Annotated in this window: 22 protein-coding genes and 1 pseudogene; 15 read left to right on the top strand and 8 right to left on the bottom strand. The window is 62.6% G+C overall.

What is annotated here, in order from left to right; all coding sequences use genetic code 11:
- The first annotated feature begins 158 nt into the window (after positions 1–158).
- Both nirB and nirD read left to right on the top strand, forming a co-directional pair.
- Positions 159–2717 (top strand): nitrite reductase large subunit NirB, encoded by a 2559-nt coding sequence (gene nirB / locus DKY63_RS07290; RefSeq protein ID WP_110963485.1) that lies wholly within the window; start codon positions 159–161, stop codon positions 2715–2717.
- Entirely contained in the window at positions 2717–3097 is a 381-nt protein-coding gene (gene nirD / locus DKY63_RS07285) for a nitrite reductase small subunit NirD (RefSeq protein WP_110963484.1), read from the top strand. Before nirB ends, nirD begins: the two co-directional genes overlap by 1 nt.
- 261 nt (positions 3098–3358) lie before the next feature.
- On the opposite strand, the gene DKY63_RS07280 is transcribed toward nirD, so the two are convergent.
- Complete coding sequence (locus tag DKY63_RS07280; protein WP_110963483.1) at positions 3359–3790, bottom strand: nuclear transport factor 2 family protein; 432 nt, start codon at positions 3788–3790, stop codon at positions 3359–3361.
- A 148-nt stretch (positions 3791–3938) separates the two neighbouring features.
- On the opposite strand from DKY63_RS07280, the pseudogene DKY63_RS33035 reads away from it, so the two are divergent.
- Both DKY63_RS33035 and DKY63_RS33030 read left to right on the top strand, forming a co-directional pair.
- Positions 3939–4763 (top strand): annotated as a pseudogene (locus DKY63_RS33035) (MCP four helix bundle domain-containing protein); the annotation flags it as partial.
- Complete coding sequence (locus DKY63_RS33030; RefSeq protein ID WP_430523148.1) at positions 4758–5621, top strand: methyl-accepting chemotaxis protein; 864 nt, start codon at positions 4758–4760, stop codon at positions 5619–5621. The pseudogene DKY63_RS33035 and the gene DKY63_RS33030, both read left to right, overlap by 6 nt.
- A gap of 84 nt (positions 5622–5705) precedes the next feature.
- On the opposite strand, the gene DKY63_RS07270 is transcribed toward DKY63_RS33030, so the two are convergent.
- Positions 5706–6599 (bottom strand): LysR substrate-binding domain-containing protein, encoded by an 894-nt coding sequence (locus DKY63_RS07270; protein WP_110963481.1) that lies wholly within the window; start codon positions 6597–6599, stop codon positions 5706–5708.
- A 137-nt stretch (positions 6600–6736) separates the two neighbouring features.
- On the opposite strand from DKY63_RS07270, the gene DKY63_RS07265 reads away from it, so the two are divergent.
- The 8 genes from DKY63_RS07265 (at position 6737) to DKY63_RS07230 (ending at position 16712) form a co-directional block, all read left to right on the top strand.
- Positions 6737–8419: a GMC family oxidoreductase gene (locus DKY63_RS07265; RefSeq protein WP_204354309.1), complete on the top strand. Its 1683-nt coding sequence runs from the start codon at positions 6737–6739 to the stop codon at positions 8417–8419.
- Positions 8400–9506, top strand: coding sequence for a mandelate racemase/muconate lactonizing enzyme family protein (locus DKY63_RS07260; RefSeq protein WP_110963480.1), 1107 nt, complete (start codon positions 8400–8402; stop codon positions 9504–9506). Before DKY63_RS07265 ends, DKY63_RS07260 begins: the two co-directional genes overlap by 20 nt.
- Entirely contained in the window at positions 9503–10996 is a 1494-nt protein-coding gene (locus tag DKY63_RS07255; protein WP_110963479.1) for an aldehyde dehydrogenase family protein, read from the top strand. Before DKY63_RS07260 ends, DKY63_RS07255 begins: the two co-directional genes overlap by 4 nt.
- A 101-nt stretch (positions 10997–11097) precedes the next feature.
- A complete protein-coding gene (locus DKY63_RS07250; protein WP_110963478.1) occupies positions 11098–12699 on the top strand; it encodes an ABC transporter substrate-binding protein in 1602 nt (533 codons plus the stop codon).
- A gap of 55 nt (positions 12700–12754) precedes the next feature.
- Positions 12755–13711 (top strand): ABC transporter permease, encoded by a 957-nt coding sequence (locus DKY63_RS07245; protein ID WP_110963477.1) that lies wholly within the window; start codon positions 12755–12757, stop codon positions 13709–13711.
- Positions 13708–14616, top strand: a complete 909-nt coding sequence (locus DKY63_RS07240) for an ABC transporter permease (protein WP_239499383.1) — start codon at positions 13708–13710, stop codon at positions 14614–14616. Before DKY63_RS07245 ends, DKY63_RS07240 begins: the two co-directional genes overlap by 4 nt.
- A complete protein-coding gene (locus DKY63_RS07235) occupies positions 14606–16240 on the top strand; it encodes an ABC transporter ATP-binding protein (RefSeq protein ID WP_110963476.1) in 1635 nt (544 codons plus the stop codon). The genes DKY63_RS07240 and DKY63_RS07235 overlap by 11 nt, the downstream gene beginning before the upstream one ends.
- A gap of 31 nt (positions 16241–16271) precedes the next feature.
- Positions 16272–16712: a heme-binding protein gene (locus DKY63_RS07230; RefSeq protein WP_110963475.1), complete on the top strand. Its 441-nt coding sequence runs from the start codon at positions 16272–16274 to the stop codon at positions 16710–16712.
- A gap of 149 nt (positions 16713–16861) precedes the next feature.
- On the opposite strand, the gene ilvD is transcribed toward DKY63_RS07230, so the two are convergent.
- Complete coding sequence (gene ilvD / locus DKY63_RS07220) at positions 16862–18544, bottom strand: dihydroxy-acid dehydratase (RefSeq protein ID WP_110963473.1); 1683 nt, start codon at positions 18542–18544, stop codon at positions 16862–16864.
- Between the two features lie 541 nt (positions 18545–19085).
- Here ilvD and mqo point away from each other — a divergent pair.
- Complete coding sequence (gene mqo / locus DKY63_RS07210; protein WP_110963471.1) at positions 19086–20729, top strand: malate dehydrogenase (quinone); 1644 nt, start codon at positions 19086–19088, stop codon at positions 20727–20729.
- 776 nt (positions 20730–21505) lie between these two features.
- Here the strand turns inward: mqo and DKY63_RS07205 are convergent.
- Both DKY63_RS07205 and DKY63_RS07200 read right to left on the bottom strand, forming a co-directional pair.
- Complete coding sequence (locus DKY63_RS07205) at positions 21506–21961, bottom strand: hypothetical protein (RefSeq protein WP_110963470.1); 456 nt, start codon at positions 21959–21961, stop codon at positions 21506–21508.
- A gap of 115 nt (positions 21962–22076) precedes the next feature.
- Positions 22077–22994 carry a LysR family transcriptional regulator gene (locus tag DKY63_RS07200; protein ID WP_110963469.1) on the bottom strand — a complete coding sequence of 306 codons (918 nt, stop codon included), beginning with the start codon at positions 22992–22994 and terminating at the stop codon, positions 22077–22079.
- A gap of 122 nt (positions 22995–23116) precedes the next feature.
- Between DKY63_RS07200 and DKY63_RS07195 the strand changes: the two genes are divergently transcribed.
- Positions 23117–23860 (top strand): SDR family oxidoreductase, encoded by a 744-nt coding sequence (locus DKY63_RS07195; protein ID WP_110963468.1) that lies wholly within the window; start codon positions 23117–23119, stop codon positions 23858–23860.
- Positions 23861–23923: 63 nt separating this feature from the next.
- Here the strand turns inward: DKY63_RS07195 and DKY63_RS07190 are convergent, their stop codons facing one another.
- From DKY63_RS07190 to DKY63_RS07180, 3 genes are all read right to left on the bottom strand, one after another.
- Positions 23924–24223, bottom strand: coding sequence for a hypothetical protein (locus tag DKY63_RS07190; protein WP_110963467.1), 300 nt, complete (start codon positions 24221–24223; stop codon positions 23924–23926).
- 205 nt (positions 24224–24428) lie between these two features.
- Positions 24429–25607 (bottom strand): GGDEF domain-containing protein, encoded by a 1179-nt coding sequence (locus tag DKY63_RS07185; RefSeq protein ID WP_110963466.1) that lies wholly within the window; start codon positions 25605–25607, stop codon positions 24429–24431.
- A 136-nt stretch (positions 25608–25743) separates the two neighbouring features.
- Positions 25744–26169: a hypothetical protein gene (locus DKY63_RS07180; protein WP_110963465.1), complete on the bottom strand. Its 426-nt coding sequence runs from the start codon at positions 26167–26169 to the stop codon at positions 25744–25746.
- 163 nt (positions 26170–26332) lie between these two features.
- Here DKY63_RS07180 and DKY63_RS07175 point away from each other — a divergent pair, with 163 nt between their 5' ends.
- Positions 26333–26983: a TetR/AcrR family transcriptional regulator gene (locus tag DKY63_RS07175; protein WP_110963464.1), complete on the top strand. Its 651-nt coding sequence runs from the start codon at positions 26333–26335 to the stop codon at positions 26981–26983.
- Positions 26984–26985: the final 2 nt, after the last annotated feature.

Raw genomic sequence — 26985 nt, 5'->3', positions numbered from 1 at the left:
CAACGTCGATCGATCAACCGCACAGGTCGTGGGCAACATCGGTGGACCGGGCATGGCCGTCCGGCTTCGACACCGCAGAAGAACAGGCAAAGACGCCTGGAACCGCAAGGTTTCAGGCGTTTTTTTTGCTTTTTGAACCGTGATTGGCAGGGTCGTATATGAATTGCAATGTAGCCACGTTGAACAAGCTGCAAACGCTGGTCGTGATCGGCAATGGCATGGTCGGACACCATTGTGTCGAGCAACTGATCGAACGCGGTGCCCTTGACCGCTATCGCCTGCACGTCTTCAGCGAAGAGCCGATGCGCGCCTACGACCGTGTGCATCTGTCCGAGTACTTTACCGGTCGCGATGCCGAGTCGCTGGCGTTGAGCGACGCCTCGCTGTACGAGACGCCGGGCGTCACGTTGCATCTGGGTGAACCGGTGCTGGAAATCGACCGCGTACAGCGCCAGGTCGTCACCGCACAAGGCCGCGTGGCTTACGACAAGCTGATTCTGGCCACCGGTTCCTACCCGTTCGTACCGCCGATCGAAGGCGCCGAAGGCGAGTCGCGCCTGGTGTATCGCACCCTGGAAGACCTCGACGCCATCCGCGCCGCGGCGGCCAATGCCCGGCGCGGTGTGGTGGTGGGCGGTGGCCTGCTCGGCCTGGAGGCGGCCAATGCCCTGAAAAGTCTGGGCCTGGAAGCCCATGTGGTGGAGTTCGCGCCGCGCCTGATGCCGGTGCAACTGGATGACCTCGGTGGCCTGGCGCTCAAGGCGCAGATCGAGCGGCTGGGCGTTGGCGTGCACCTGTCCCGCGCCACGCAGTCGATCAGCGCCGGCGAGCAATACCGCTATCGGATGAACTTCGCCAACGACGAGTTCCTCGAAACCGACCTGGTGGTGTTCTCCGCCGGCATCCGCGCCCAGGATGCACTGGCCCGCCAATGTGCGCTGGAGATCGGCCCGCGCGGCGGCGTGGTGATCGATGACACCTGCCTGAGCTGCGACCCGAACATCTATGCCATCGGCGAATGCGCGTCGTGGAACGGCAGCCTGTTCGGTCTGGTTGCCCCCGGCTACCAGATGGCCCGCAGCGTGGCGGCACGCCTGTGCGACGACAGCGCCGAACCATTCCGTGGCGCCGACATGTCGACCAAGCTCAAGCTGTTGGGAGTGGACGTCGGCTCCATCGGCGATGCCCACGCCAATACCCCCGGCGCGCGCAGCTACCAGTTCATCGACGAGACGTGCGCCAGCTACCGTCGCCTTGTGGTCGACGCCAGCGGCAAGCACGTGCTCGGCGCGGTGCTGATCGGCGACAACAGCTACTACGACACCCTGCTGCAATACATGCAGAACGCGATTGCCTTGCCAGCGGAACCGGCGGGCCTGATCCTGCCGTCGTCCGAAGGCGCGCCGACCCTCGGCCCCGGCGCCTTGCCGGAATCGGCCACGGTTTGCTCGTGCCACAACGTGACCAAGGGCGCCATCTGCTCGGCCATCGACGGCGGCTGCACCGATCTCGGCCTGCTCAAGTCGCAGACCAAGGCTTGCACCGGTTGCGGCGGTTGCGCCGGGCTGCTCAAGCAAGTCTTCGAGCATGAACTGATCGCCCGGGGCGTCAGCGTCGACAAGAGCCTGTGCGAACACTTCGCCTACACCCGCCAGGAGCTGTACGCGCTGGTGCGGGTGGAAGGGGTGATCAGTTTCGAGGAACTGCTGGCCAAGCATGGGCGCGGACACACCGGTTGCGACATCTGCAAACCCGCCGTGGGCTCGATCCTGGCCTCGTGCTGGAACCAGCCGATCATGGACCCCTCGCTGGTGCCGTTGCAGGACACCAACGATACCTTCATGGCCAACATGCAAAAGAACGGCACCTACTCGGTGGTGCCGCGCATTCCCGGCGGCGAAATCACCGCCGACAAGCTGATCGCTATCGGCGTGGTAGCGAAGAAATACGACCTCTACACCAAGATCACCGGCGGCCAGCGCATCGACCTTTTCGGCGCCCAGCTGCATCAATTGCCGGACATCTGGGGTGAACTGATCGAGGCCGGTTTCGAAACCGGTCACGCCTACGGCAAGTCGACCCGCACGGTGAAATCCTGCGTCGGCAGTACCTGGTGCCGCTACGGCGTGCAGGACAGCGTGCAGATGGCCCTGACCCTGGAAGATCGCTACAAGGGCCTGCGTTCGCCGCACAAGCTCAAGTTCGCGGTGTCTGGTTGCACCCGTGAGTGCGCCGAAGCACAGAGCAAGGATGTGGGGGTGATCGCCACCGAGAAGGGCTGGAACCTGTACATCGCCGGCAACGGCGGCATGCGCCCGCGTCATGCCGAACTGTTCGCCACCGATCTGGATGACGCGACGCTGATCCGCTACATCGACCGCTTCCTGATGTTCTACATCCGCACCGCCGACAAGTTGCAGCGCACCTCGGTCTGGCGCGAAAGTCTGGAAGGCGGCCTGGACTACCTCAAGGACGTGATCATCCACGACAGCCTGGGCCTGGGCGAGGAACTCGAGTCGCAGATGCAACTGGTGGTCAATCGTTATGAGTGCGAGTGGGCCAACGCCCTCAAAGACCCGGAAAAGCTCAAGCGCTTCCGCACCTTCGTCAACGACAAACGCCCGGACCCGGACATCCACTTTGTCCAGGAGCGCGGCCAGCGGCGCCCGATCATGGCCGCCGAACTCAACCTCATCCCCGTCAAGGAGCGTGTCTGATGAATCAGTCCAATACCCAACGCATGGCCGCCCGTGCAGAAAACGTCGACGTCTGGCAAGCGGTGTGCAGCCAGCAGGATCTGGTGAACGACTCCGGTGTGGTGGTGTGGCTGGACGGTGCGCAAGTGGCGCTGTTCTACCTGCCGGGCATCGAGGGCCAGACCCTCTACGCCATCGACAACCACGATCCGCAATCGGGGGCCAATGTCATTGGCCGTGGCCTGGTGGGCAGCATCAAGGGCGACCTGGTGGTGGCCTCGCCGATTTACAAACAGCACTTTCGCCTGGAAGACGGCAGTTGCCTGGAGTATCCGGAGCAGCGCTTGCGGGTGTGGCCGGCACGGTTGAATGAGGGCAGGGTGGAGGTCGGCATCGCCTGACCAAGCGAGGACCCACCGTCCCCTGTAGGAGCGAGCCTGCTCGCGATGGACGTAAACGATAACGCGCCGTATCTGGATGACTGCATTGTCCTGGCGTTTTCCGCGAGCAGTCTCACCTTTCACTTGAAGGAGAGCCTGCTCGCGATAAACCCGAGAACGCCGCGGGGTGTCAGGCATCCAGCGTTATCGTTAACGACCATCGCGAGCAGGCTCGCTCCTACAGAAGAACCCGTCGAGCGCGATCCATCAGTTAAACCAACATCAGAATTTATAGGCCTGTCGTCCTACAAGTAGCCATTTCCCTCCCTGTTTCTGCCAGACCTGAAAGTTCTCGATCTCGGTCGGAACCACGTCACCCCCCTTGATCGCCTGCCCCGAGAAGTGATGGCGCACCAGCGCTACGTCACCGGAAACGCTGATGGTCTGGTTCTGCATTTCCAGGGTCTTGAACGCGCTTTTGCCCGTCTCGATATCGTCGATGAAGGCCTTCTTGTCCTGGATTTTGCCGCTGGAATGCCCGTAGGTCAGGTTGTCGGCGGTCAGCGCCTGAAGCTGCGCGATGTTCTTGTGCAGCATCGCATCGGTCAGGTGATCGACGGCTTGCGCAACGTCCTTGTCACTGGACGAGGGGGCGGCGGCGACATAGCCGCTGAACAGGCAGAGAAAACCAACCAGCACTTTGACTCTTTTCATGGGTATTTCCTTGTTGTTGTAAGTCGTCGTACAACCTAGCAGGTTTCGCCCGGAATGGAAGATGCTCGAACGCAGATTGATCAGGGCCGCCTGCTACCGCATGTCGTAAAACTCGCTATAACCGGGTGCAGGCTTTCAACTACTGCCGATGCGCGCCGATAACCCTTTCAGCAATGGGCTTGCATCAATCGAAACGTGCGAAAAGAGGAACCACAGAGTGTCCATAAAACTGCGTTTACTGTTGCTGATCGGAACAGGCGTGCTCGCCGCCATGATCATGGGACTGGTGAGTTACCTGGGGAATGGCCGGATGGCGCAAGCGGTGCAGGACAATGACGTCAGCATGTCCGCGCTGCGCAATCACCTCGAAGCCGACATGATGCACGACGCCCTGCGTGCCGACGTGCTGTCGGCGATGCTGGTGGGGCTGGACAAGAGCACCAGCACCAAGGCCGAGGTGCGCAGTTCCCTGGAGGAACACGCCGCGCATTTTCGGCAGATGCTCGCGGACAACCTCAAGCTGCCGGTCAACGACACCCTGAAAACCGCGCTGAACCAGATCAAGCCCAGCCTCGACACCTACATCAGCGCCGCCGAGCGCATTGTCGGCCTGGCCCTGGAAAACCCCGAGGCCGCGCAAAAGGAACTCAGTGGTTTCAACAACGCATTCAGCCAACTGGAAGGCCAGATGGCGGCGCTCAGCGAGCTGATTGAAACCAACACTCAGCACACCAGCCAGGGCACGGCCCAAGCCATCAGCAATGCCAACCTCACGGTCGCTGTGGTGCTGATCGCCAGCCTGCTGCTTCTGTTGGTGCTGGGCCGCTCGGCCATCGTCAGCATCATGGGGCCGTTGCAGACCGCCAGCCGCATTGCCCAAAGCATCGCCCACGGTAACCTCAGCGAGCCGATTGCCGAGACCCGACGCGAAGACGAAGCCGGTCAATTGATCCGCAGCCTGGCGACCATGCAGCGGGATCTGCGCGGCATGATCGAAGTGGTGCGCAGCAACGCCCATGGTGTCAGTGGCATGAGCGAGTTGCTCAGCAACGGTTGCCACGAAGTCGCCGGCAGCAGCCAGCAGCAGAGCGCGGCGGCCAGCACCATGGCGGCCGCCGCCAGCGAAATGACCGCCAGCATCGAAGAAATCACCCGGCACGCCGAGCGCGCTCTGGACATGGCCAACCAGGCCGAAACCCTGGCCAAGGATGGCGGACGGGTGATCCATCAGGTGGTCAACGACATGGACGGCATCGCCCGTTCCGCGCAGCAGTCGGCCCAGGTCATCCGCACGCTGGACAAGGAGTCCGAAGGGATTTTCAGCATCATCCAGGTGATCAAGGGCATCGCCGACCAGACCAACCTGCTGGCCCTGAACGCCGCCATCGAGGCCGCCCGCGCCGGTGAGCAGGGGCGCGGGTTTGCCGTGGTGGCCGACGAAGTGCGCAGCCTGGCCGGGCGCACCAGTGCCTCCACCCAGGAAATCGCCGCCATGGTCTCGCGCATCCAGCAGAACACCCGCGAGGCGGTGACCAGCATGGAGGCGGGCGTGGCCCAGGTCGACAAGGGCATGGCCGTGACCGCCGAGGTCGAACGGGCCATCCGCGAAATCCTCGACGCTACCCTCAACACCACGCAACTGGTCAACGACATCAGCCGCACCATCGGCGAACAAAGCCTGGCCAGTAATGAGATTGCTCACCAAGTGGAGATGATCGCCGGCATGTCCGAAGGCAACAGCAAGGTGATTGGACAGACGGCGGCGACCACCGATGAGTTGTCGAGCCTGGCGGGGCAGCTTTCGCAGTCGGTGGACCGCTTCAGGCTTTGAGGTGTTTTTAAAAAGATTGCAGCCTGCGGCAGCTCCTACAACGGCCCTCTGTAGGAGCTGCCGCAGGCTGCGATCTTTTGCTTTTTACTGACCCCGCGCCGTTTCCAACAACCACTGCCTGAAAATCAGCACCTCAGGGCTCGGCCGTTTCCCGGCCTTGGGCTGCAGCAGGTAATGGGCCTGGTCAATGGGCAGTTCACCCTCGAAGGGCGACACCAGCCGCCCGGAATCGATATAGGACCTGGTCAGGCTGCGCAGCACCAGGGCGAAGCCCGAGCCGGCGCTGGCCAGTTCCAGCGCCGTGAGGGAGGTGTCGACCTGCAGGCCTTTGCGCTCGCAGTCCTGCGCGACACCGGCGGCGCGGAACCAGCGGGTCCATAGATCCTCGCAACCCATGATGTGAATCGGGTTTTGCCGGGCCAGGCTGACCAGTGCCTGGGGGGATCCGGCACGCTCAAGCCAGGCCGGGCTGCACACCGGTATCGACGCCTCTTTCTGGATCAGCTCAGCTTCGAATCCCTCCCAATGTCCGTCGCCAAAACGGATATCCACCGCGCTTTGGTCCGCCCCCTGTGCGTCTGCCCAGATGTCGGCCAGCAAGCGGATTTCAATGTCCGGGTGCGCCTCGATGAACGAGTGCAGCTTGGGCGCCAGCCACAGCACCGCGAACGCGGCGGTGGAGCGCACGGTGATCGAGCAGTCGCCGCGACTGCCGAACAGCCCCACGGTCGACAGCGACAACTCGTCAAACGCCTTGCGCACCGACGGCAGGTACGCCAGGCCCATGTCAGTCAGCTTCACGCCGCGCGGCAGGCGCTCGAACAATTGAAAGCCCAGGTACTGCTCCAGCGAGCGGATTTGCAGGCTGACGGCGGCGGCCGTCATGTGCAGGTCTTCGGCGGCGGCAGAGAAACTCAGGCTGCGCGCGGCGGCCTCGAAGGTACGCAACCAGGGGAGGTGGGGGAGTTTATAGGACATGGCCGAGCCTTAAATTTTTTTGGCCCAAAGGCCATTTTTTTCTTGTTTGTCTTGAAGGAGCTTTACCGAAATGATGAGCGCGAACAAGTAGGCCACACAAACAAAAAAGGCCTGCCGGCTAACCAACCGGTTCTGCGATGAACTTCGAGCAAGAGGCAAGGGACATGGCGGTAATGGGGGCGTTTGACTACATCATCGTGGGCAGCGGTTCGGCAGGTTCGGTAATGGCCGAACGTCTTTCCGCCGACCGCACGGCACGGGTACTGGTACTGGAAGCCGGCGGCAGCGACCGCAAGTTCTTCATCAAGATGCCCATCGGTTACGGGCGTACCTTTTTCGATGAACGGATCAACTGGAAGTACGAGACCGAGCCGGAATCGGCCATCGATTCACGCCGTAGCTACTGGCCGCGCGGGCGGGTCATCGGCGGCTCCAGCTCGATCAACGCCATGGTGTACTGCCGTGGCCTGCCGGTGGATTTCGACAGCTGGGAAAAACTCGGCAATACCGGTTGGGGCTGGTCTGATGTGCTGCCTTACTTCCAACGCTCCGAGCGCCGCGTCGATGCCCAGGGCAACGCCGCGCAGGGCGGCCCGCTGTATGTGTCCGACGTCAGCGCCGAGTTGCATCCGCTGCGCCGGCATTTTTTCGCCGCCGCCCGGGAAGTCGGCCTGCCTTACACCGAGGACTTCAACGGCAGCAGCCCGGAAGGGGTAGGGTCCTACCAGATCAACACCTACAAAGGGATGCGCTGCTCGGCGGCGGATGCCTTCCTGCGTCCGGCCCTGCAGCGTGACAACCTGCGCCTGATGACCCACGCACTGGTGCATCGGGTGTTGTTCGAGGGGCGCCGCGCCGTCGGTGTCGAGTTCGAACAGGATGGCCAGGTGTTTGTCGCCCATGCCCGGCGCGAGGTAATCCTCAGCGCGGGCGCGGTGAACTCGCCGCAACTGCTGCAATTATCCGGCGTGGGGCCCGCCGCGTTGCTCAAGCGTCACGGCATTCCGGTGGTGCTGGACAACGAGGCCGTGGGCGGGCAACTGCAGGACCACCTGGGCATCAACTACTACTACAAGGCCACCGAGCCGACCCTCAACAACCTGCTGCACCCGATGCACGGCAAGTTGTGGGCAGGGCTGCGCTATGTGCTGACTCGCAAGGGCCCGCTGAGTGTCAGCGTCAACCAGTCCGGCGGTTTCGTGCGTGCCGATGCGCTGGGCAGTGCTCCGGACACGCAGCTGTATTTCAACCCGGTGACCTATTCGACCGCTCCGGAAGGCAAGCGCCCGTTGATGAATCCGGACCCGTTCGCGGGGTTCATCATCTCGTTCCAGCCGTGCCGGCCCAAGAGTCGCGGACGCATCGACATCCGCAGCGCCGACCCGCGCGTCAGCCCGCAGATCCGCCCCAATTACCTCTCGGAGCCGGAGGATGTCGAGGCGGTCATCGCCGGTGGCCGCCTGATTCAGCAAATGGTCCGCACCCAGGCCTTGCGCGGCCTGATCAAGGAGGCCATCGAGCCGGATCTGGGCGGCATGTCCGATGAACAGATCCTCGAAGACTTCCGTCAGCGCTGCGGCTCGGTGTTCCATCCCATCGGCACCTGCGGCATGGGGCTGGATGCACGCACCTCGGTGGTCGATACCCGTTTGCGGGTGCATGGCATCGAGCGTCTGCGGGTCGTCGACGCGTCGATCTTCCCCACCATTACTTCGGGCAACACCAATGCCCCAACCATCATGGTCGCGCAGAAAGCAGCGGACCTGATCCTGGCCGATAACAAGAAAGTGGAGTGTCGTGATGCGCATCAAGAAGCTTGAAACCTTTTGCGATCCTTACGTCGGGTTCGTTCGCGTCACCAGCGACACCGGGGCGGTCGGCTGGGGGCAGCTGTCCACCTACAACGCCGACATCACCGCGCAAGTGTTCCATCGCCAGGTCGCACCCTGGGCGCTGGGCGCCGATGCAATGGACATCGACAGCCTGATCACCCTGATCCCCGAGCGTGAGCACAAGTTTCCCGGCACTTATATGTGCCGGGCGATGGCCGGGCTGGATACCGCCCTGTGGGACTTGCGCGGCAAGGTCGAAGGCAAGCCGGTGGTCGAGTTGCTGGGCGGCACGCCAGGGAAATTGCGCGCCTACGCCTCGTCGATGCGCCGCGACATCAGCGCCGATGACGAAGCCCGGCGTTTCCAGCAATTGCGCGACAGCTATGGTTTTGATGCCTTCAAGTTCCGCGTCGGGCGCGAGTGCGGGCATGACGTTGACGAGTGGCCAGGACGCACCGAACAGATCGTGCCGACCGTCCGCAAAGCGTTGGGTGACGACGTGTCCTTGTTGGTGGACGGCAATTCCGGGTTCTCCCCACGCCGCGCCATCGAGGTGGGCGGGATGTTGCAGGACTACGGCATCGAGCACTTCGAGGAGCCGTGCCCGTACTGGGAGCTGGAGCAAACCAAACAGGTGACCGACGCCCTGCGCCTGGACGTGACCGGCGGCGAGCAGGACTGCGACCTGGCGACCTGGCGCCGAATGATCGACATGCGCGCCGTCGATGTGGTGCAGCCGGACGTGCTGTACCTGGGCGGCATCACCCGTTCGATGAAGGTCGCGAAAATGGCGGCGCAGGCGGGGCTGCCGTGCACCCCGCACAGCGCCAACCTGTCGTTGGTGACCCTGTTCACCATGCACTACCTCAAGGCCATTCCCAACGCCGGCAAGTACCTGGAACTGTCCATCGAAGGCCTGGATTACTACCCGTGGCAGGACGGCCTGTTCGTCGAGTCGCCGTACACCGTCGAAGACGGCCACGTGACCGTCAGCGATGCGCCGGGCTGGGGCATCGAGGTCTCGCCGCAGTGGCTGGAACGTTCCAGCTATCAGGTCAGCGAGGTGGCTAAATGAGCAACGAAACCGAAGCACTGATCGCCGAATATTTTGCCACCGGCACCCTGGCCGGTTTGCCACGGGATCATTGGATCGACGGACAGTGGCACGCGGCTGCCGGCGGCGACGCCATGGAGACGTTCGATCCGGGATTGGGCCGCGCGTTTGCCGCGTTTGCCAGCGGTTGCGAACAGGACGTCGAACTGGCGGTGAATGCCGCCGACCGTGCCATGCGCGGTCCCTGGAGCAAGGGCACCCCCGCCGAGCGCAGTCGCATCCTGCTGCGCGCCGCCGAAGGCATCCGCGCCAACGCCGAGCGCCTGGCGGTGATCGAAACCCTGGACAACGGCAAGACCCTGAGTGAAGCCCAGTCCGACGTGCGTTCCGCCGCGCGCCTGTTCGAGTACTACGCCGGTGCGGCCGACAAGCTGCATGGCGAGACCATGGCGCTGGGGCCGGACTACGTATCCCAAACGATGCTCGAACCGGTCGGCGTCACCGCCCATGTGATTCCCTGGAACTATCCATTTTCCACGGCGGCTCGAGGCCTGGCGCCAGCGCTGGCGGCGGGGTGCACGGCGGTGCTCAAACCCGCCGAACAGACGCCGCTGAGCGCGCTGTTGCTCGCCCAGATCCTGCATCAGGCCGGGCTGCCGGCAGGGGTGTGCAACGTCGTCACCGGCACCGGGGCCAAGGTCGGCGCGCCGTTGGTGGCGCATCCCAAGGTGCGCCATGTCACTTTCACCGGCTCGGTGCAAACCGGCAGCGCGGTGATGCAGGCAGCTGCGCGCAACATCACCAGCGTCACCCTGGAACTGGGTGGCAAGTCACCGATGGTGGTGCTCGCCGATTGTGATCTGGACGCGACCATCGAAGACGCGCTGTGGGCCATCTATTCCAACGCCGGGCAAATCTGCTCGGCCGGCTCGCGGCTGGTCATCGAGCGCAGCATCCACGCCGAATTCGTCGAGCGCCTGGCGGCCCGCGCCAATCAACTGACCCTCGGCCATGGCCTGAAGAATCCGAACATTGGCGCCATCAGCTCATTGCAACAGCTGGAGAAGATCAGCGGCTATGTCGAAGATGCCAGGGCTCGCGGGATCAAGGTCGCGGCCGGCGGCACGCGGTTGACCGATCCGGCCAGCGGCTCGGGCTGGTTCTTTGCGCCGACCCTGCTCGACAACCTGCGGCCGATGGATCGCCTGGTGCAGGAAGAGATTTTCGGCCCGGTGCTGGCGGTACAAGTGGCCGACTCGGCCGAGCATGCGCTGGAGCTGGCCAACGGCACGCCGTTCGGCCTGGCGGCGGGCATCTACACCCGGGACATCACCAAGGCCCTGCGCCTGGCGCGGGATATCGATGCCGGGCAGGTGTACATCAACGAGTACTACGCCGGTGGCGTCGAAACGCCGTTTGGCGGCAACAAGTTGTCCGGCTTCGGACGGGAGAAGGGACTGGAAGGCTTGCGCAGTTATTGCCGGGTCAAGGCGGTGACCGCAAGGATTTGAAAAGCGATCACAGGTACAGCGACACGTGTGTGGGTCCGGCGAGGGTGAAGACAGCCCGCTGAGACAACTCCTGATAAAACAGCCAATAACGGGGACACCTCATGAGCAAACTCATTGACGATCTGACACAGGGCCTGAAACAAGGGCGAATCGATCGACGTACCTTTATGCAAGGCATGCTGGCGGCGGGCGCCGGCATGGCTTTGGCCAGCGGTTTTCCGGGCTTTGCCATGGCCGATACCACGGCATCGGCGCCCAAGCGCGGCGGGCATTTCAAGCTGGGTATCGCCAGCGGATCGACCACCGACTCGTTCGATCCCGGCACCTTCGGCGACAACTACATGCAGTCGGTCGGTCACTCGATCCACAGCTACCTGACCGAAGTCACCAACACCGGCGAGCTGATCGGCGAGCTGGCGCAAAGCTGGGAGCCTTCGCCCGACGCCAAGGTCTGGACGTTCAAGCTGCGCCCAGGGGTGGTGTTCCACAACGGCAAGCCGCTGGAAGCCGCCGACGTCGTGGCCTCGCTCAACCACCATCGCGGCAAGGATTCGAAGTCGGCGGCCAACAGCCTGCTGGCGCCCATCGACGATATCCGCGCCGACGGCAAGGATCAGGTGACCATCACCCTGAGCGGCGGCAACGCCGACTTCCCTTACTTGCTATCCGACTATCACTTGCCAGTGATGCCATCCCAGGACGGCAAGGTCGATGCCACCGCCGGGATCGGCTGCGGTGCCTACATGCGCGAGTCCTTCGACCCGGGCGTGCGCACGCTGGTCAAGCGCAACCCCAATTACTGGAAGCCCGATCGCGGCTGGTTCGACTCGGTGGAGTTCCTGGTGATCGCCGATGTCGGCGCACGCACCAATGCCTTGAGCACCGGCGAAATCCACGCCATGAACGGCTGCGACCTGAAGACCGTGCACCTGCTCAAGCGCAACCCCGCGCTGGAGATTTCCTCGATCAACGGCGGCCAGCACTACAGCCTGCCGATGAACACCACCATGGCGCCGTTCACCGACAACAACGTGCGCATGGCGCTCAAGCACGCGGTGGACCGCAAGACCATGCTCGAAACCATCCTGCATGGACACGGCGAGGTCGCCAACGACCACCCGATCAGTTCCGGCTACCGCTATTTCAACAAGGAGCTGGCGCAGCGCGAGTACGACCCGGACAAGAGCCGCTTCTATCTCAAGCAGGCGGGCCTGGACAGCTTGAAGGTGGATTTGAGCGCGGCCGACGCGGCGTTTGCCGGTGCGGTGGATACCGCCGTGCTGTTCAAGGAGCACGCGGCCAAGGCGGGCATCGACATCAACGTCGTGCGCGAGCCGAACGACGGCTACTGGAAAAACGTCTGGATGAAAAAAGCCTGGAGCATGGACTACTGGGGCGGCAAACCCACTGCCGACTGGGCGTTCTCGCTGGTCTACGGCAAGGGTGCGAGCTGGAACGAAACCTTCTGGGACAACACGCAATTCAACTCGCTGCTGTTGTCGGCGCGTTCGGAACTCGACGACGCCAAACGCCGGCAGATGTACGGCGAGATGCAAGGCATGTTGCGTGACGACGGCGGCGCGCTGATTCCACTGTTCGCCAACTATGTCGACGGCATCTCCCGGCGCATCGGCCACGACAAATTGGCCAGCAACTGGGACCTGGACGGCCTGCGTGCCGCGGAACGCTGGTGGTTTGCATGAGACGTTCCCCGGCTTTTGGTGGACAGGCGCGTAACGACCACGGGGGTAAACACTCATGACCGACATCAAAACCCTGCTGACCCGGCGCCTGGCGCTGGGTTGCCTGAGCCTCTGGTTCGTTTCCGTGATCATCTTGCTGGGCGTGGATTTCCTGCCCGGCGACATCGCCACGGAAATCCTCGGCCAGTCCGCCACGCCGGAGGCCGTCGCGGCCTTCCGGCATGGGCTGGGGCTCGATCAACCGCTGCACATGCGCTACATCCATTGGCTCACGGCTTTCGTCCAGGGCGACTTCGGCAGTTCGCTGGCCAACGGCCGGCAGATTGCCGAGCTGCTGGGCAGCCGCTTGCTCAACACCCTGTTCCTGGCCTCGGTCACGGCGGTGATCGCCGTGCCCCTGGCCCTGGGCCTTGGCTTTCTCGCGGCGATCTACCGCAATGGCTTCTTCGACCGGATGATCAACAGCGCCACGCTGACCTTCATTTCCTTCCCCGAGTTCTTCCTCGCCTACTTGCTGATCCTGCTGTTCTCGGTCAAGGCGGGCTGGCTGCCGAGCCTGGCCAACGTCGATCCGTCCCAGCCGCTGCTGGAACGCATCTACCGGGTGACGCTGCCGGCGCTGACCCTGACCCTGGTGGTGATGGCGCACATGATGCGCATGACCCGGGCGGCGATCATCAACCTGCTGGCCAGTCCCTACATCGAGATGGCCACCCTCAAGGGCGTGCCGCGCTGGCGGGTGATCCTGACCCATGCCTTGCCCAATGCCTGGGCGCCGATCATCAACGTGATCGTGCTCAACCTGGCCTACCTGATCGTGGGCGTGGTGGTGGTCGAGGTGGTGTTCGTCTATCCGGGGATGGGCCAGTTGATGGTCGACTCGGTGAAAAAGCGCGACATGCCGGTGGTCCAGGCGTGCAGCCTGGTATTCGCGGCCACTTACATCGTGCTCAACCTGACGGCGGATGTGCTGTCAGTCCTCAGCAACCCACGGTTGAGGCACCCTAAATGATCAAGTCAAACATGAACCTGGACAGCTCGGGATTGGCCTCTGTGCTCCAGCCTCCACAACGCTCAAGCCGGTGCAAACGCGTGTGGCGCGGATTGCGCGCGGCACCCTGGACGGCGCAGCTCGGCATGCTGGTCATCGTGCTCTACACCCTCGGCGCGATTTTCGCCCCCTGGCTGACGCCCTACGGCGAATCCCAGGTGGTCGCCCAGGCGTTCGAACCCTGGGGACCGCAGTTCCTGCTGGGCACCGACAACCTCGGTCGCGACATGCTCACCCGCTTGCTGTATGGCGGCCGCAATACCATCGGCATCGTCGCGCTGGCCACCAGCCTGGCGTTCCTGCTAGGCGGTGCGGCCGGGTTGTTGGCGGCGGCGCGGGGCGGCTGGGTGGATCAAACGCTGTCGCGGATCGTCGATGTGCTGATGGCCATCCCGCAACTGATATTCGCCCTGATGCTGCTGACGCTGTTCGGTACCTCGATTCCGGCGTTGATCATCATCATTGCGGTGCTGGATTCGACCCGGGTGTTTCGCTTGACCCGTGCGGTCGCCGGCAACGTCGCGGTGATGGATTTTGTCGAAGTGGCGCGCCTGCGCGGCGAAGGCAACGGCTGGATCATGTTCCGCGAAATCCTGCCCAACATCATGGCGCCGCTGGTGGCCGAGTTCGGCCTGCGGTTCTGCTTCACCTTTCTGTTCATCAGCGCCTTGAGTTTCCTCGGCCTTGGGATCCAGCCGCCAACGGCGGATTGGGGTTCGATGGTCCGCGACAACGCCACGCTGATTTCCTATGGCGACATCACGCCGTTGCTGCCGGCGGCGGCCATTGCCCTGCTGACCATCGGCGTGAATTTCGTGGTGGATTGGTTCCTGCATCTGACGAGTGGCCTGCGCGATGACCAGTGAAAACAACAAGATTCAAGCGAAAGACACGCTGCTGAAAATCACCGGCCTGCGCATCGAGGCGCAGTGCGGCGGGGCCTGGCAGGAAATCGTCAAGGGCATCGACCTGGAGTTGCACCGGGGAGAAATCCTCGGCCTCATCGGCGAGTCCGGGGCCGGCAAGTCGACCCTTGGCCTGGCGGCGATGGGCTACGAACGGCCGGGTTGCCGGATCACCCAGGGCAGCATCGTCTTTGACGGCACTGACCTTTCGAAGGCACCCCGCGAGCAGAAGCTGCAACTGTGGGGCTCGCGCATCGCCTACGTTGCGCAGTCGGCGGCAGCAGCCTTCAACCCGGCGCACAACCTGATCGATCAATTCGTCGAAACCGCCGTGCTGCACAACGTGATGAGCGAAGAACAGGCCCGCAGCGATGCGGTGCAGATGTATCGCCGCCTGCGCCTGCCGGACCCTGAGAACATCGGCTTTCGCTACCCGCATCAGGTCTCCGGTGGCCAGTTGCAGCGCGCGATGACGGCCATGGCGATGGCCTGCCGGCCTGACCTGATCATCTTCGACGAACCGACCACGGCGCTGGACGTGACCACCCAGGTGGAAGTGCTGGCGGCGATCCGCGAGGTGGTCGAGCAGTCCGGGACTGCTGCCATCTATATCACCCACGACCTGGCGGTGGTTGCGCAGATGGCCGACCGGATCATGGTGCTGCGCCACGGCAACACCGTGGAGGAGGCCGACACGCGGCGGATGCTGTCCGCGCCGCAAATGGACTACACCAAGACCCTGTGGGCGGTGCGCGAGATGCATCACGAGCCCAGGGTGTTTGCCAAGGAAGCGCCGGTGTTGAAGCTTGAGGGCGTGAGTGCCGGCTACGGGCAGCTGCCGATCCTGCATGACATTTCCCTGGAAGTGCCGAAAGGGGCGACGGTGGCGGTGGTGGGCGAATCCGGTTCCGGCAAGTCCACGGTTGCCCGGGTCCTGACCGGGCTGTTGCCGGCGAGCAAGGGCAAGCTGTCGTTCCAGGGCGAGGCGTTGCCGCTCGATTATCGTCAGCGCAGCCGCGAGCTGTTGCGCCACATCCAGATGATTTATCAGATGCCGGACACCGCGCTCAATCCGCGTCAGCGGGTGCGCGATTTCCTCGGGCGGCCACTGGAGTTCTACCTGGGGCTCACCGGCAAGGCCAAGGAAGCACGAATTCATCAGTTGCTCGAGCAGATCGAACTCTCGCCCGCGCGGATCATCGACCGCTTCCCCGGTGAGCTGTCCGGCGGGCAGAAGCAGCGCATCTGCATTGCCCGGGCCTTGGCTGCCGAGCCCAAGGTGATCATCTGCGACGAAGTGACCTCGGCGCTCGACCAGATCGTGGCCAAGGAGATTCTGCAATTGCTGCAACGGTTGCAGGCGTCGCTGGGGCTGTCCTACCTGTTCATCACCCACGACATCGAAACCGTGCGCAGCATCGCCGACCAGGTGGTGGTGATGCATCAGGGCAAGATCGTCGAACAGGGGCCGCTGGCCCAGGTGTTCAGCCCGCCGCACCACGACTACACGGCGCGGCTGCTGGCATCGGTGCCGCAGATGGACCCCGACTGGCTGACCCGAAGACTGGCCGAACGTGTCTCGTGATTACCCTGACTTGAATCCGGAAGCCCTGACCATGCAAAGCAAAATGGTACTGACCCAAGCCGAAGTTTTACTGATGCTCAACGCTGCCCGAGATGAAGCCCGGGCGTCTCAGTGGCCGGTGACCATCGCCGTGGTGGACGACGGCGGCCACCCGTTGGCCCTCGAACGCCTGGACGGTTGTGCGCCGGTCGGCGCCTACATCGCCACGGAAAAGGCCCGCAGCGCGGCGCTTGGGCGACGGGAAACCAAGGCCTATGAAGACATGATCAATGGCGGACGTACCGCCTTCCTTTCGGCGCCGGTGCTCAGTGCCACGCTGGAAGGTGGCGTGCCGATTCTGGTGGCGGGGCAGGTGGTGGGGGCCGTCGGTGTGTCCGGGGTCAAGCCGGACCAGGACGCGCAGGTGGCCAAGGTGGCGGTTGCGGCGCTGGATTTCTTGCGTGAGCCTGTCGGGCAGCGTCAGGCCTGTTGATTTTTGGGTGATTGATAAGGCCTCTTCGCGAGCAGGCTCGCTCCCACAAGGGATCTTCAGTGTTCACAAATGCTGTGTTCACAACAGAACCCATGTGGGAGCGAGCCTGCTCGCGAAGGCGTCATTCCAGGCGCCGCCAGACTTATTGCCTAAAGATACTTGTCAGTCACTGCCCCCTCCGAAGCACTGGACACCGTCTTCGCATACTTGGCCAACACCCCGCGCTTGTACTTCAACGGCGGCCGCACCCAGCGTGCCTTGCGCCTGGCCATTTCGGCCTCGGACACATCCACCGTGATCTGCCGACTCTCCGCGTCGATGGTGATGGTGTCACCGTTTTCGATCAGCGCAATCGGCCCGCCTTCAAAGGCTTCCGGGGTGATGTGACCTACCACGAAACCATGGGAACCACCGGAAAAACGCCCGTCGGTGATCAGCGCCACGTCCTTGCCCAGGCCCTTGCCCATCACCGCTGACGTGGGGGAGAGCATTTCGCGCATGCCCGGCCCGCCCTTGGGGCCTTCGTAGCGAATCACGATCACTTCGCCGGGCTGCACTTCGCCGTTGAGAATTCCCGCCAGCGCGCCTTCTTCGCCGTGGTAGACCCGCGCCTTGCCTTCGAAGCGCAAGCCTTCCTTGCCGGTGATCTTGGCCACCGCGCCGCTGGGCGAAAGGTTGCCGCGCAGCACCACCAGGTGCGAGTCCTTTTTGATCGGTTGGTCGAAGGGCAGGATCACGTCCTGGCCATCCGGGTAATCGGCGACCGCTTCAAGGTTTTCGGCGAGGGTCTTGCCGGTCACGGTCATGACATCGCCGTGCAACATGCCGGCGGCGAGCATGCGCTTCATCAGCGGCTGGATGCCGCCGATGGCCACCAGCTCGCTCATCATGTACTTGCCGCTGGGGCGCAGGTCGGCCACCACCGGGGAGACTGTCCCCAGTTCAACGAAGTCATCCAGGGTCAATTCGACATCCACCGCATGGGCCATGGCCAGCAGGTGCAACACGGCGTTGGTGGAGCCGGCGAGGGCGATCACCACGCGAATGGCATTCTCGAAGGCCTTGCGGGTCATGATGTCCCGGGGCTTGAGGTCGAGCCTGAGCAGTTCCATCACCTGCTGCCCGGCGCGGAAACTGTCCGAAGCCTTGTCGCTGCCCACGGCATCCTGGGAACTGGAACCGGGCAGGCTCATGCCCAGCGCTTCGATGGCCGAGGCCATGGTGTTGGCGGTGTACATGCCACCGCAAGAACCGGGGCCGGGGATCGCCACTTCCTCGATTTGCTTGACCTGGATCGCGTTGATGTCGCCACGGGCATGCTGGCCCACGGCTTCGAACACGGAAATGATGTCGGTGTGGCCGGCACCCGGGCGGATGGTGCCGCCATAAACAAAGATCGACGGCCGATTGAGCCGCGCCATGCCGATCAGGCAGCCGGGCATGTTCTTGTCGCAACCGCCCACGGTCACCAGCCCGTCAAAGCCCTCGCACCCGGTCACGGTCTCGATGGAGTCGGCGATCACCTCGCGGGACACCAGGGAATACTTCATGCCTTCGGTGCCGTTGGCGATGCCGTCGGAAATGGTGATGGTGTTGAAAATCACCCCCTTGGCCCCGGCGGCGTTGGCGCCTTTTTCGGCTTCCAGCGCCAGCTTGTCGATGTGCATGTTGCACGGCGTGACCATCGCCCAGGTGGAGGCGATACCGATCTGCGGCTTCTTGAAGTCTTCGTCGGTAAAGCCCACGGCGCGCAGCATGGACCGGGCCGGCGCGGCCTCGATGCCATCGACCACTTCAGCGGAATACTTGCGCAGATCGTCTTTGTCGCTCATGGCTTGCCCTCACACGCTCTTCAAAAAAGACCCGCTTGAGTATAGAAGGCCGGGGGCGCCTAATGCCGATCAGTTCACCATTACCTTTTCAACGCAATTTTTGTAACGGCTGGCGAAGCCGCTGTCCCCTGTAGGAGCGAGCCTGCTCGCGATGGTCGTTAACGATAACGCTGGGAGCCTGATACCCCGCGGCGTTCTCTGGTCCATCGCGAGCAGGCTCGCTCCCACAGGGGCATCAACAGACGCGCGGGTTTGCCGTGTCGTGATATTCTTCGCAACAACTTGGTTTGACCTATTCGGTTTTCCTGCTTTCGCGGCGGGCGAACGGAATCACTGTCGCTCAAGTAGCTGAAGCCAAAAAAGATAAAAAGTCAGTTCAGTAGGGACTTATAACTGGGGTCGATGCGGTTCATCGGCCTTGTGTGCCCACCCTGCGAAACTTACGACCAGGCGCCCACGACATTTGCCTGAATGCCGTGAAACACGGGGCCTGCGGGTAAGAATCAAAAGGGCGGATGACGTTTTATCAAAGGTGTTACAGATGTTTAAGAAAGTGAACACGGCCCTGCTGGGGCTGGCTCTGTCGTTGGGGATGACGACAGCGCAGGCCGCAGACGCCAAGAAAGTCGATGTGTTGCTGGTTGGCGGCGGCATCATGAGCGCCACCCTGGGTGTGTGGCTCAACGAGCTGGAACCCGGCACCTCGATGGAAATGATCGAGCGTCTGGACGGCGTCGCCCTGGAAAGCTCCAACGGCTGGAACAACGCCGGTACCGGTCACTCCGCACTCGCCGAGCTGAACTACACCCCTGAAGACGAGAACGGCAAGGTCTCGATCCCCAAGGCCGTTGAAATCAACGAAGCCTTCCAGGTCTCCCGCCAGTTCTGGGCCTGGCAGGTCCAGCAGGGCGTGCTGAAGAACCCGCGTTCGTTCATCAACACCACACCGCACATGAGCTTCGTGTGGGGCGATGACAACATCAAGTTCCTGAAAAAGCGCTACGAAGCCCTGCAGGCGAGCCCGCTGTTCGCCGGCATGCAGTACTCCGAAGACCCGGAAGTGATCAAGAAGTGGGTCCCGCTGATGATGGAAGGGCGTGACCCGAACCAGAAAATCGCGGCCACCTGGAGCCCGCTGGGTACCGACATGAACTTCGGCGAAATCACCCGCCAGTTCGTTGCACACCTGCAAACCACGCCGAAATTCGACCTGAAGCTGTCCAGCGAAGTGCAGGACATCACCCGCAATGCCGATGGCACCTGGCGCGTGAGCTACAAGAACCTCAAGGACGGCAGCAAGTCGGAAACCGACGCCAAGTTCGTGTTCATCGGCGCCGGCGGCGGTGCCCTGCACCTGCTGCAGAAGTCGGGCATTCCTGAAGCCCGTGAATACGCCGGCTTCCCGGTGGGTGGCTCGTTCCTGGTGACCGACAACCCGGCCATCGCCGAGCAGCACCTGGCCAAGGCCTACGGCAAAGCCTCCGTTGGCGCGCCGCCGATGTCGGTTCCACACCTGGACACCCGTGTGCTGGACGGCAAGCGCGTGATCCTGTTTGGCCCGTTCGCGACCTTCAGCACCAAGTTCCTCAAAGAAGGCTCGTACCTGGACCTGCTGACCACCACCACTACGCACAACGTGTGGCCGATGACCCGCGTGGGCATCAAGGAATACCCGCTGGTGGAGTACCTGGCCGGCCAGCTGATGCTGTCGGATGAAGACCGCCTCAACGCCCTGAAGGAATACTTCCCGAACGCCAAGGCCGAAGACTGGCGCCTGTGGCAAGCGGGCCAGCGCGTGCAGATCATCAAGCGTGACGAAGCCGCCGGTGGCGTGCTGAAGCTGGGTACCGAAATCGTCGCTTCCGCCGACGGTTCGATGGCCGGCCTGCTGGGTGCTTCGCCAGGCGCCTCGACCGCTGCGCCGATCATGCTCTCGGTGATCCAGAAGGTGTTCAAGGACAAGGTCGCGACCCCTGAGTGGCAAGAGAAGCTGCACAAGATCGTCCCGAGCTACGGCACCCAGCTGAACAACGACCCGGCCAAAGTGGCCGAGGAGTGGGCCTACACCGCCAAGGTGCTGGAACTGCCTACGCCTCCGGTGATTGGTCAGGTGGCAGCTCCGGCTGTTGAAGCGGAAAAGGCCAAGCCTGTGAAAGAGAATGCGGCGACTGATATGGCGCTGTAAGTAAATACACGTAATCGAAAAGCCCACTGAACCGGAGACGGTCAGTGGGCTTTTTTGTTGATGGTCGCCCCCGGATTTCATGGGCGCGCAGGTACCTGTGGGAGCTGGCTTGCCAGCCGACCTGATTTCACGGACGTACCCGATCCCCTGTAGGAGCGAGCCTGCTCGCGATGGTCGTCAACGATAACGCTGGCAGCCTGACACCCCGCGGTGTTCTGTCGTCCATCGCGAGCAGGCTCGCTCCTACAGGAATCACCGATCTGCCCCGCCGTAAGGGCTGAACTTTAAGTGGCTGTTACTGCAGCAATGGATATGTATTCGAAAAGAAGACCACGATCGCGAGCAGGCAGCTCGCGATAGACGTCATGACCGAGCGTCAGTGGGCTTTTTCATGCCCCGAATCCCATCTGATCCGTATTTTTCCGCGCTTTCTGCGTCTGTAATGCACTCAGTTGGCGCCGCACAATAACGGCACGTTCCGCCGCCACACGCGCGGTGCACCGCAAACTCAATGTGTAGGGGGCCTTATGGGCAAGATGGCGATTTTTCTGGGTGGCTTTCTGCTGGTGACTATTTTGATTGGCGTGTTGGCGACGATTTCGCCGGTGTGAAGCTGATCCGGATTTTGTTGTGCCTGTCAGGGCCACTTCGCGGGAAAGCCCGCTCCCACAGGGATATGGGTTGGCCGCGATTTCTGCGTACACCGCGAAACCCTGTGGGAGCGTGGCTTGCCCGCGAAGGCGTCCGCTCAGGCGCCGGAAATTTTCCAGCCCCAGCTATTTCACCGGATTGCCCTGCTTGATATCCCCGCAAAACAGATCCTGGTTGCCACTGTCCGCCGTGCTGCGCACCACCACGGAGTAATCGCCGGACAGCAGCACGGATCTCGCCACCGGTGCGATGCGCGAGAAGGTCCAGCCCTTGATTGGCTGCCGTGAGGTGTTGACCTGATCATTCATGGCAAAGGCCACGGCGCCGGGTTGCTGGCAGCTGCCTTTGTAGATGAACGACTGCACCCGCAAGGGCAGGACGGCGCCATTGGGCACGCCGCTGATGAAGAAACTGAGGCCGGTTTTCTGCTCAAGGTCAGTCAGGGTGACGTTGCCGATCTGACCGGCGTTGTTGCGGGTGGCCGTCAGGGGAACGTTCACGCCACGGTCTGAGGAAGAGCTGGCGCAACCGAGCAGGCTGGTGCCGATGATGAGCGCCGCGAGTGGGATTCCAGGTTTCATTGCCAAACTCCTGTGTCGAAGAACTGCAATGGGGAATTAGCCGGTATAGCTCATTAATCGGGTTCGTGAAGCGAAACCTAAGGGAAATTGTACTGATCGGCGCCTATCGTCGAGTTCATGGCGAACTTTGCGGGAAAATCTCCGGGTCGGAGAAGCACTTCACCAGATGGTCGTACACCAGCCGCACCCGAGGCGCCACCGGCCCGGTTTGCGGGCGATACATGATCAGCTCGAAGGGCGCCGGGACTTCCTGTTGCAGAACTTCCACCAGTCGCCCGTCAGTCAGGTACGGGTCTGCCAGATAACCCGGCAACTGCCCGAAGGCGATCCCCTCCAGCACCATCTCGCGCTCGGTCTCCGGGTCATCGCAGGTGAAGGCCGGAGACACCGGCAGGAACACTTGCCCCTCGGCCAGCAGCCACGGCCAGGGGCGACCGTTGTTGCGATCCATCAACATGGACAGCGGCAGGCGCTTCAGTTCCTCGACAGTCTCGGGACGCGCCACCGTATCGAGCAGGGCAGGGGCCGCAACGATTTTCAGCACGATGCGCGCCACCGTCCTGGCGATAAAACGCCGATCCCGCACGGCGCCAACCCGCACGCCAATGTCGATCCGGCTGGCCACTGCGTCGGTGATCTGGTCATCCAGGCTCAGGTCAATGCGCAGCCCGGGATTTTCCCGCATCAGCGGTTTGAGGAATTGCGTCAGGTACAGCTTGCCGATGGCGTGGGGCGCCGTGATGCCGACGCGTCCGACGATACCCTGGTCCTGCTGCTTGCTGTGGGCGATAAACAGCTGATCCACCTGGTCCAGGGTTTCACGGGCCTTCTGGGCAAGCTCGGCGCCAAAGGTGGTGACATGCACCTGACGGGTGCTGCGGTGGAACAGCAATTCGCCGAAGGTGCGTTCCAGCTCCTTGATCGCCCGCGTCACGGTTTGCGGCGAGGTGCCCAGGCGCGTGGCCGCTTCGCGAAAGGTGGTGCACTGCGCCGCCACCGAAAAGATCCGGATCAGCTCCATTCGATTGAGCATGGCCGTCGACTCCGTTCCAGAAAGTGGAATTCTAAAATCCGAACTCTTCCATTTTCTGACGAATAAAACCAGTACAGACTGAACCCATCAACTCAAGCAAGCCCCTTCAGGAGTACTGAACCATGAGCAACAACATCCAAGGCAAAGTGGTCGTCATTACCGGTGCAAGCAGCGGTCTGGGCGAAGAAACGGCGCGTCATCTGGCCAAACTCGGTGCCCACGTGGTGCTGGGCGCCCGTCGCCAGGATCGTCTGGACGCGATTGTCCAGGAGATCACCGCAGAAGGCGGCAAGGCCATTGCCCACCCGATCGATGTCACCCGCCAGGCGGATCTGACGGCACTGGTGGCCAAGGCGGTCGAAGCGTTCGGACGGGTCGATGTGATGATCAACAATGCGGGCCTGATGGCGATTTCGCCGATCTCCGAGCTGCGCGTCGATGAGTGGGATCGCATGATCGACATCAACGTCAAGGGCGTGCTGTACGGGATTGCCGCGGCACTGCCACTGTTCGAGAAACAGGCCAGCGGGCACTTCATCAACATCTCGTCGGTGGCTGGCATCAAGGTGTTCAGCCCGGGTGGTTCGGTGTACAGCGGCACCAAATTCGCGGTCCGCGCCATCTCCGACGGCCTGCGTCACGAAGTCGGCGGCAACATCCGCACCACCACCATCGAACCGGGTGCGGTGGAATCCGAACTGAAGTTCGGCAGCGGCCACCAGCCGAGCGCCGAGGTGGTGGGCGAGTTCTACAAGAAGGCCATTCCGGCCGCTTCGGTCGCACGGGCCATCGCCTTCGCCATCGAGCAACCGGCTGATGTGGACATCAACGAGATCGTCCTGCGTCCGACCGCGCAAGACTTCTGATTGATAGCTTGATCAATAGCGCCCTGGCCGAAAAGCCGGGGCGTTTTTTTGTTGATGCGTGTTTTATTTTTTGCATTGCGCCAGCACCACCTGGCAGGTGTCCGGTGTGCCGCCGGAGCGCCCGGCATAGCGCATGCAGTTATCCAGGGATTTCTTGCGCGCCACGCCCAAGGTGGCGCCCCAGGCCAGGCCGCCTTCTCCGGTGGTCGGCAGGGCCTTGGCATAGCAGGGATCACCCAGGCTTGAGGCGGCCGGGCGAGCCGTGGCGGTTTTGTGCGAACACCCGGCAGTCAGCAGCAGGTCGAGGATGAGTAGCGAGGGCAGGACCCATGACGAGCAGGGGCGCACAGATTTTCCGGGCATCCTGATTCCCCTTCGGCGGCGTGATTGGGCGGGGTGTCTGCTTAGCTTAGACGCTGCTCTTTATTGACTTGGAACCGTTCAGCGGGAGAGAGCTTAACCCTTGCAGGAGCTGCCGAAGGCTGCGATCTTTTGATCTTGCTTTTAAAAAATCAAAATCAAAAGATCGCAGCCTTCGGCAGCTCCTACAGGGGTGGGCGATCGTCAATCAGTCCACCCGCAACGGCTCGGCCCCAGTGCGGGTGCCATCGACCAGACGAATACTGTCTCGCCCACCGCGCTTGGACTGGTACAGCGCCACGTCACCGGGCTCGATGATCTCCGTCAGGCTGGCCGGTGGCTGGTCGAACAGGTGGGCGCCGATGCTCAGGGTCACCGCTTCCGGCGTGTCGAACGCCTGTGAAGCCGCGCCGTAGAAACGGTCGCGCAAGGTGCTGCCCAATTCGATGATTCGCTCATTTGATGCATCGCGGAACACGATGACGAATTCGTCGCCGCCCAAACGGGCCGCCAGTGCACCCTCAGGCAACTGCGAAACGATGATCTCGCTCAACGTCACTAGCAGACGGTCGCCCGCCGTGTGTCCATACAGATCATTGACCAGCTTGAAGTTGTCGATATCAATCAGCAGCAGGGCGCCCGGCCGGTCCACCGAAACCTCGCCCAGCAGACGCATGGCCCGCACTTCAAAGGCGCGACGGTTGTACAGGGTGGTCAATGGATCACGCTCGGCCAAGTGCGCGATCTTTTTCTCGCGCCGATAACGCTCGGTGCCGGTCATCGACAAGGCAATCAGCATGATCGCCATGACCCCTTCAACCAGCGAAATCTGGATGATCTCGCCGCGCAACGACGCCAGATCGATCAGCGTGCCCGGCACCACCGCCGTCAACGCCTTGGCGATATAGAAAATCCCGTGGGCCATCAGCACATAACGCAACTGCACCGCCCCCACGCTCAACGACTTGCCGTGGGGGCGCAGGAGGAAACTGGCCCGGATCGACAACAGCGCCACCAGCAGCGAATTGGCTACCAGCATGATCTTCGACCATGACGGATCATCCGGCAGAAACAGCAGAGCCAGCCACGCCACGAAAATCAGGTACCAGGCCCGGGCCAGCCGCACACGGGTAAAACGCGCAACCCCCAGCAGGAACAGCCAGTGAGCCAGCACCAACAGGCCGTTGGCGAACCAGATACCGATCAGCAACAGACCGCTCATGCGCAACAGGGCGAGGGTGGAGCCCACGGTGATCGTGGTAAAACCCGCGCTGAAACACAGCAGAGAAGGTTCCCGAATGCTGCGCCACTCGATCGCCAGGTACAACGCGGCGGCCGCAGCGAGGGCGACGGAGATAGTCAACATAGTGGGAGGGTCGAGCGCCATAGCCTTGTAGCCTGTCTGATTTTGCGATGAATGGGCGCGATTGTAAGGCTTGGGGCGATTTTTCGCAGGTGCCGGCGTTGCAGTGTAGTGGGACTCGGTAGCTGCCCCCGGCGAAGGGCAGCTACGTTGGTTCGGATCATGACACCCGCGATTCCTCCGCCATTCTCTCCAAATCCTCAGCCGCCACCCCGACCCGCGAAAAAACCAGCCACACGTACATCAGCACACTGCACCCAATCAGTATCGAGGCAACGCCAATCACCGGCTCAACAGACGGAAAACCCTTAAGGCGCAAGGTCAACGCACCCAGCATCACCGGTACCCCAATATTCCAGCTCCAAAATTGCGCAGCGGCGAGGCGGCCTTCGGTGATTGACGGTCGGACCGTCCCCATCAGTCCGAACAGCGCCATCGACACCCACCCCAGCAAATTGACATGGGCATGGACCGCGAAGAGTGAGTGGTCGCCGGAGGCGCCCATCGTCACGCCCAGCCCCACGCCAATGGCGAAGTAGACGACAGCGAGCCGAAACCAGGTTTGCGAACGGGAGTTGTGATTCATGGCATTCACCTCATGCGCCGGCAGGCGCGCTCAGTTGCAGGACGATTGAAATGAGGTCCTTCTGGCGCGCGGTCGGGCTCTTGAGGCGAGCACTTGTTGGCGCGCTTCCTGGTATCTATTATGAGACGCGAGTCTCACAATAAGACGGAGTATCATTTATTCCATGGCCAAATCGAAGTCAAGCATCTCATCCCCGAACGGTCATCAGGGCCGCGCCAACCAGCGCAATCGAACCCGTCAGGCACTGATCGAGGCCGCTGTGGCGTTGCGCGAGGAGGGGCTGAACCCGACGATTGCCGAGGTGGCGGAGCGCGCGATGGTGTCGCGGGCCACGGCCTATCGCTACTTTCCCTCGCCGGAAGCGTTGATCAGCGAGACGGCGATGGACCGTGACATGCAGCCGCTGGAGCACTTCTGGCAACCGGGAGACGACCCGGCCAAGGGCATGGGCCTGGCAGCGGATGCGCTGAACCGGCTGCTGATCGGCGACGAGGTGGGCCTGCGCATGATGGAGCGTTCGTTCATGACCGTGTGGCTGGAAAACCAGCCCGACGAATCGCCTCTGCGGCCGGGGCGACGCATGAGCTATATCGAGCCGATTGTCGACTCGCTCAAGGGCGTGCTCCCACCCCGGGCGCGCAAGCGGCTGAAGCAGGCGCTGTCAATGGTCATGGGCACCGAGGCGTTGATCGCGGTACGCGATGTGGGCGGCGCGAGCGTCGACGAGTCTTTGAGCGCCGCGGCCTGGGCGGCGAGGGCGCTGGTGCGTCAGGCATTGGAGGAACAAGAGGCACGACGCAAACCTGCTCCCTGAAG

This window comes from Pseudomonas putida (assembly GCF_003228315.1).
Taxonomy (GTDB): domain Bacteria; phylum Pseudomonadota; class Gammaproteobacteria; order Pseudomonadales; family Pseudomonadaceae; genus Aquipseudomonas; species Aquipseudomonas putida_S.
Note: the sequence above shows the minus strand (reverse complement) of the source record. Positions and strands in the feature narration are given on the sequence as shown.

What these genes read in the sequence shown, in the direction of transcription:
- DKY63_RS07270 (WP_110963481.1), bottom strand. Translation starts at nt 6,599, where the DNA reads ATGTCCTATAAACTCCCCCACCTCCCCTGGTTGCGTACCTTCGAGGCC.
- DKY63_RS07200 (WP_110963469.1), bottom strand. Translation starts at nt 22,994, where the DNA reads ATGCTCAATCGAATGGAGCTGATCCGGATCTTTTCGGTGGCGGCGCAG.
- DKY63_RS07175 (WP_110963464.1), top strand. Translation starts at nt 26,333, where the DNA reads ATGGCCAAATCGAAGTCAAGCATCTCATCCCCGAACGGTCATCAGGGC.
- DKY63_RS07185 (WP_110963466.1), bottom strand. Translation starts at nt 25,607, where the DNA reads ATGGCGCTCGACCCTCCCACTATGTTGACTATCTCCGTCGCCCTCGCT.
- DKY63_RS07255 (WP_110963479.1), top strand. Translation starts at nt 9,503, where the DNA reads ATGAGCAACGAAACCGAAGCACTGATCGCCGAATATTTTGCCACCGGC.
- DKY63_RS07245 (WP_110963477.1), top strand. Translation starts at nt 12,755, where the DNA reads ATGACCGACATCAAAACCCTGCTGACCCGGCGCCTGGCGCTGGGTTGC.
- DKY63_RS07240 (WP_239499383.1), top strand. Translation starts at nt 13,708, where the DNA reads ATGATCAAGTCAAACATGAACCTGGACAGCTCGGGATTGGCCTCTGTG.
- DKY63_RS07260 (WP_110963480.1), top strand. Translation starts at nt 8,400, where the DNA reads ATGCGCATCAAGAAGCTTGAAACCTTTTGCGATCCTTACGTCGGGTTC.
- DKY63_RS07250 (WP_110963478.1), top strand. Translation starts at nt 11,098, where the DNA reads ATGAGCAAACTCATTGACGATCTGACACAGGGCCTGAAACAAGGGCGA.
- ilvD (WP_110963473.1), bottom strand. Translation starts at nt 18,544, where the DNA reads ATGAGCGACAAAGACGATCTGCGCAAGTATTCCGCTGAAGTGGTCGAT.
- mqo (WP_110963471.1), top strand. Translation starts at nt 19,086, where the DNA reads ATGTTTAAGAAAGTGAACACGGCCCTGCTGGGGCTGGCTCTGTCGTTG.
- nirB (WP_110963485.1), top strand. Translation starts at nt 159, where the DNA reads ATGAATTGCAATGTAGCCACGTTGAACAAGCTGCAAACGCTGGTCGTG.
- nirD (WP_110963484.1), top strand. Translation starts at nt 2,717, where the DNA reads ATGAATCAGTCCAATACCCAACGCATGGCCGCCCGTGCAGAAAACGTC.
- DKY63_RS07205 (WP_110963470.1), bottom strand. Translation starts at nt 21,961, where the DNA reads ATGAAACCTGGAATCCCACTCGCGGCGCTCATCATCGGCACCAGCCTG.
- DKY63_RS07190 (WP_110963467.1), bottom strand. Translation starts at nt 24,223, where the DNA reads ATGCCCGGAAAATCTGTGCGCCCCTGCTCGTCATGGGTCCTGCCCTCG.
- DKY63_RS07180 (WP_110963465.1), bottom strand. Translation starts at nt 26,169, where the DNA reads ATGAATCACAACTCCCGTTCGCAAACCTGGTTTCGGCTCGCTGTCGTC.
- DKY63_RS07265 (WP_204354309.1), top strand. Translation starts at nt 6,737, where the DNA reads ATGAACTTCGAGCAAGAGGCAAGGGACATGGCGGTAATGGGGGCGTTT.
- DKY63_RS33030 (WP_430523148.1), top strand. Translation starts at nt 4,758, where the DNA reads ATGCAGCGGGATCTGCGCGGCATGATCGAAGTGGTGCGCAGCAACGCC.
- DKY63_RS07195 (WP_110963468.1), top strand. Translation starts at nt 23,117, where the DNA reads ATGAGCAACAACATCCAAGGCAAAGTGGTCGTCATTACCGGTGCAAGC.
- DKY63_RS07235 (WP_110963476.1), top strand. Translation starts at nt 14,606, where the DNA reads ATGACCAGTGAAAACAACAAGATTCAAGCGAAAGACACGCTGCTGAAA.
- DKY63_RS07280 (WP_110963483.1), bottom strand. Translation starts at nt 3,790, where the DNA reads ATGAAAAGAGTCAAAGTGCTGGTTGGTTTTCTCTGCCTGTTCAGCGGC.
- DKY63_RS07230 (WP_110963475.1), top strand. Translation starts at nt 16,272, where the DNA reads ATGCAAAGCAAAATGGTACTGACCCAAGCCGAAGTTTTACTGATGCTC.